Genomic DNA, 4,387 nt, shown 5'->3' on the forward strand with positions numbered 1-4,387 from the left:
CACGACAGCCAGCCCACCAGAAAACCGGTGCGTGGTCCGAACGCTTCGTGCGCATACAGATACGGCCCGCCGGTTTGCGAGAAGCGGCTGCCGACTTCGGCGAAGCCCGCCGCGATCAATCCCATGATGAACGCGCACAACACCCACCCAGCGATACTGTAGGTGCCGATCAGGGCGAAGCTCTTGGCGGGCAAGCCGAGAATGCCAGCACCGATCACCACATTGATGATCAGCGCCACCAGATCCCAACGCCCCAGGCCTCGCAGCAGCGATGGTCCGGAATTACTCATGGACCATCTCCTGCGGGAAGAAATCGCGGGGCGGGCAACCTAGCGTACGTTTAAACATCGCGGTGAATGCGCTGGCGCTGCTGTAGCCGAGATCCGCCGCCACCACTGAGATCGGCGTGTACTCCGCCAATCGTTGTAGCGCCGCGAGCAGCCGCACTTGCTGGCGCCACTCTCGAAAACTCGTGCGCGCCTCGCCCTTGAACAAACGTTCCAACGTTCGCGAACTCGCGCCTACTGACTTGCCCCACTGTGCGCTGGTGCGTGTATCGGCGGGGTTGTCCAAGATGCCATAGCAAACTTTCTTGGCACGCGCATCGACCGGCAGTGGCACGTGCATCGGTAACACCTTCACGCGACGCATTTCCTCGAAGATCACTTCGATCATCGGGCCGGTGTCGCCCGGCAGCTCGCGAGATGCACCGAGCGTCACCAAGCGCAGAATCAATTCTCGCAGCAGCGACGACACTTCGATCACGCAGCACTCATCCGGCAGCGAGCGCTGTAACGGCCAGCGCACGAACAGCGTTCTGAGCTGCAGCGTGCTGGACGCCCGAATCTCATGATCTATGCCCGGCGGCACCCAGATGGCCCGCATCGGCGGCACCACCCAAATACCCACCGGGGTATCGACACGCATGACGCCTTGTGTCGCGTAGATCAATTGCGCGCGTTCATGGCGATGCAACTCGACCAGATGGCAACTCGGATACTCTCTAGCGAAGGCCACAATGGTCTGTGGCTTCGCCTCCAACTCATCCAAATGGATGGTCGGCACCTTGGGCGAGTAGCGCGCCATGAACGCGGACGCCATCAGATGCGGGACTTCCAAGGCTTGGCGTTGATGTCGCGCAACAGCGTCTTTTGCCGGCTGGAGACCACGTCACGATCGATGTACGCCTGCTGCATGTGACGGATGCCGCTATCGAGCCGGAAACCGCGACGGGCATGGAACAGTCGATAATTGTCCACCATGAACATCTCGCCCGGCTGCAGCTTGAACTGCAGTTGCGCGGCATCGGACATGATGATCTTCGAATACATCCGACGCGCTTCGTAAAACTTCGACAGCACGGCCGGATCGGTCGCCGTGACCTGATCGCAGCGGCCATGGAAGCGCGCATGAGTCACCGTGCCATCCTCCGTCACGTCGAGGAACGGACAGGTGTGCTCGAGGATGGCCTGATCGTCGGCGTAGCGGAACACGATAGGCACCGTCGAGAGCGCTTCGAACAAATCCGGCCGGTCGCGACGGATGCGATCCGCAACGTACAAGCCGTCGATCAGCGCCGACTCGCCTCCTTGGGCATCGTTACGAATGCAATGAAGCAGCGTGTAGCCAGGCTGCGGCACTCGATAAGGGTTATCACAGTGCGGCTCCAGCGCTCGCGGCGTCATGCTCAAGTCATACACCTTGGCACTCGGCAACGCCTTGATGTCCTCGATGCCGCCGTTGTTGGTGATGCGCATGTAGCCGAGCTGATCGATGAACCGCGCCATGCCGTTGAGCTCGGCCGGGATACCTCGCACCAGCGCGAACCCGAGCGAAGCGATGTCGTTGAGCAGAGCCAGCAACTTGGCCGGCTGCGATTCCAACTCCGACTGCTCGTACCATGACGGCGAGAAGCTGCCGTCCCACAGAATCTTCTTGCCGATCAGTTCGTCGGTGCGCGGATGAACAGCGGCTTGGTGCAGCTTGTCGAGCGAGTAGCTGCTGCTGTGGCCGTCGCTGAACTGCAGGTCGAGCGTGCCGTCACGCTGGGTGATCTCGGTCACTTTCACGTCGAGCGGGATGTCCTCCGCGTCCAGCAACTTGTGACCGGTCTTGGGATCCCGAAATTGCGGATCGACGCTGCTCTCCCGCAACCAAAACGGATGGAAGTCGTGCGTCACTCCATCGCTCCACGAAATGCGCACCCGCGTACCCAGATTCTCAACCGACATGACAGTCCTCGTGCTGGAGTCGCGCGGCTGTAGCACTTCGCTAGCCGACCCGTTGCGCGCTCCGTTGTTCGGTATCAATGGTGGCGAAGGCGCTCGCTGTCGTCGTTTTGCGATGTGGCCATGTATCTGCGCGATTGCGACAGAATGGCCGCCTGCTTTAGTTCCCCGCCCGCTTGGACAGCACGCGGCCCACCCGCGTCGGCGTCAGCCGGCCGGCGTCGATCGCCAGTTCGCCATTGACGATGACGTAACTCATGCCGCTCGAGAGCTGCTTGGGATGCTCGTAACTGGCGTGGTCGCGGATCGCCGGATCGAACACCACCAGATCGGCATGCGCACCCGGCCGAATTTCACCGCGCTCACGCAGACGCAGCGTCGTCGCTGTGAGACCTGTCATGGAGTGCACGGCCTGCTCCAAGGTCAGCACGGATTCGTCGAATACATAGCGGCGCAACTTTCGAGGAAACGTGCCATAAGCGCGCGGATGGGGAATGCCATCGTCCTCGCCCATGAGTTCACCGTCCGTAGACGTCATGGTCCACGGCTGCGCCATGAACGCACGCAGATCCTGATCGCTCATGGTGAAGGAGAACACATCCACCGATCCCTCGGAGATCAGCTCGAGTGCCGTGTCCACCGCATCACGACCGCGCTGTTTCGCGATGGCGTCGAGCCGCAAGCCTTCGATGGATTTATCTGGCGCGTAGGCACTCACTAACAGCAACCCGGCGCCACCGCGTCGTTCCAAGTTCTCCGCCATCTCGGCACGAATCCGTGCGCGTTGCGCCTTGTCGCGCAACCGTTTCTGGAACCCCTCGTTGCCGCCTTCGCGCGCCCAAGCCGGCACGAGTAGCGACGCCAGCGACGTCGCCGATGCTTCGTAAGGATAGTGATCGGCCAACACTTCAATGCCTGCGGCACGCGCAGCGGTGATGTGCTGAATCACTTCCGCCGACATGCCCCAACACGCCGGCGTACTTGCCTTGATATGCGTGACGATGCCTGGAAGCCTGGCCTCGCGAGCGATCGTGATGACTTCCTCGACGGCTGCGACCAAACCGATGTTGTATCGACTCTCATCGCGAATATGGCTGGTGTAGATGCCGTCGAACTCCGCGGCTACTTTGGCGAGTTCGATGTGCTCTTCGGTCTTGGAGAAGTTGCCAGGCGTGTAGAACGGCCCCGCGGACAACCCGTACGCGCCCTCCTCCATCCCTCGCCGAACCAACGCTTGCATGCGCGACAGCTCAGCTGCAGTCGGCGCTCGATTCTCGTAGCCAAGCACATCAACCCGGACGTTGTTGTGAGGTACCAGCATTGCGACATTGACGCCCGGTCGTGCCGCTTCAATTGCTACACGCTGTTGTCGCAGGTCCGTCGGCCCACCGCCGTCGGGATTGATCGCAACCGTGGTGATGCCTTGGGTAAGCAACGGCTCCGCGGCAGCGTACTTGGGCTCGCCGAGCGCGGGCCACGCATGGGAGTGAGCATCGATGAAGCCCGGCGCCAAATACTTTCCAGTGGCATCGATGGTTCGAGTCGCCGACGCATCGGTGAGTTTTCCGACCGCGGCGATTCGGTCACCCTTGATCGCAACATCCGCGTAGAACCACGGCGTGCCGGTGCCATCGAGCACCCGCGCCCCACGAATCAACACATCGTACTTGGAGACTTCGCCCTGACTCGATGCAGTCGGTGCGATCAGTTGCGTCAAGGCAGTGCATATCGCCAGCAGCCAAAGCTGTCGTTTATTTCGCTTCATCGGCGCGAGCTTCGCAGTCCATTCGCGGGCCGAGCTTGTCACATGCAGTCAATCGATATCGCATTTGCGACAGACCGCCATGCGCCCCACGCTGGCGTCGGCAAGGCGTGGCTATGATGGCTGCATCGACTCTCGCCGGATCCTGCTCATGAGCCTATCGACTTTGGAACTTCGTAAACCCTATCTAGTGTTCGTCGGCGACTCGACCAGCGCACCCTACGCCAAGACCGCCTACGGCGTGCGCGACTGGGCCCCCGAAGCATGCATCGCTCAATTCGGCTTGCCGGGAAGCAAAGTCGACTTGGGCCTGCCACACATGACGCCCGAAGCAGCCGCACAAGCCGGCGCCGCCTCGATGCTCATCGGCGTCGCGCCGCTCGGCGGTCGCTTCGCC

The 4,387-nt window shown here is 61.5% G+C and carries 4 protein-coding genes and 1 pseudogene; 1 reads left to right on the forward strand and 4 read right to left on the reverse strand.

The window, feature by feature from the left end; all coding sequences use genetic code 11:
- The 4 genes from JNL55_RS11580 to JNL55_RS11595 all read right to left on the reverse strand — a co-directional run.
- Positions 1-290 (reverse strand): amino acid permease (locus JNL55_RS11580; protein WP_293852982.1); only part of this gene is annotated, 290 nt, incomplete at its 3' end.
- Positions 283-1,101: an AraC family transcriptional regulator gene (locus JNL55_RS11585; protein WP_293852983.1), complete on the reverse strand. Its 819-nt coding sequence runs from the start codon at positions 1,099-1,101 to the stop codon at positions 283-285. The genes JNL55_RS11580 and JNL55_RS11585, both read right to left, overlap by 8 nt.
- Positions 1,101-2,231 (reverse strand): TauD/TfdA family dioxygenase, encoded by a 1,131-nt coding sequence (locus JNL55_RS11590; protein WP_293852984.1) that lies wholly within the window; start codon positions 2,229-2,231, stop codon positions 1,101-1,103. The genes JNL55_RS11585 and JNL55_RS11590 overlap by 1 nt, the downstream gene beginning before the upstream one ends.
- 157 nt (positions 2,232-2,388) lie before the next feature.
- Positions 2,389-3,993: an N-acyl-D-amino-acid deacylase family protein gene (locus JNL55_RS11595; RefSeq protein WP_293852985.1), complete on the reverse strand. Its 1,605-nt coding sequence runs from the start codon at positions 3,991-3,993 to the stop codon at positions 2,389-2,391.
- Positions 3,994-4,141: 148 nt separating this feature from the next.
- On the opposite strand from JNL55_RS11595, the pseudogene JNL55_RS11600 reads away from it, so the two are divergent.
- Positions 4,142-4,387, forward strand: a pseudogene (locus tag JNL55_RS11600) (DUF1611 domain-containing protein); the annotation flags it as partial.

Origin of the sequence: Steroidobacter sp., assembly GCF_016790065.1 — a bacterium.
GTDB lineage: Bacteria > Pseudomonadota > Gammaproteobacteria > Steroidobacterales > Steroidobacteraceae > Steroidobacter.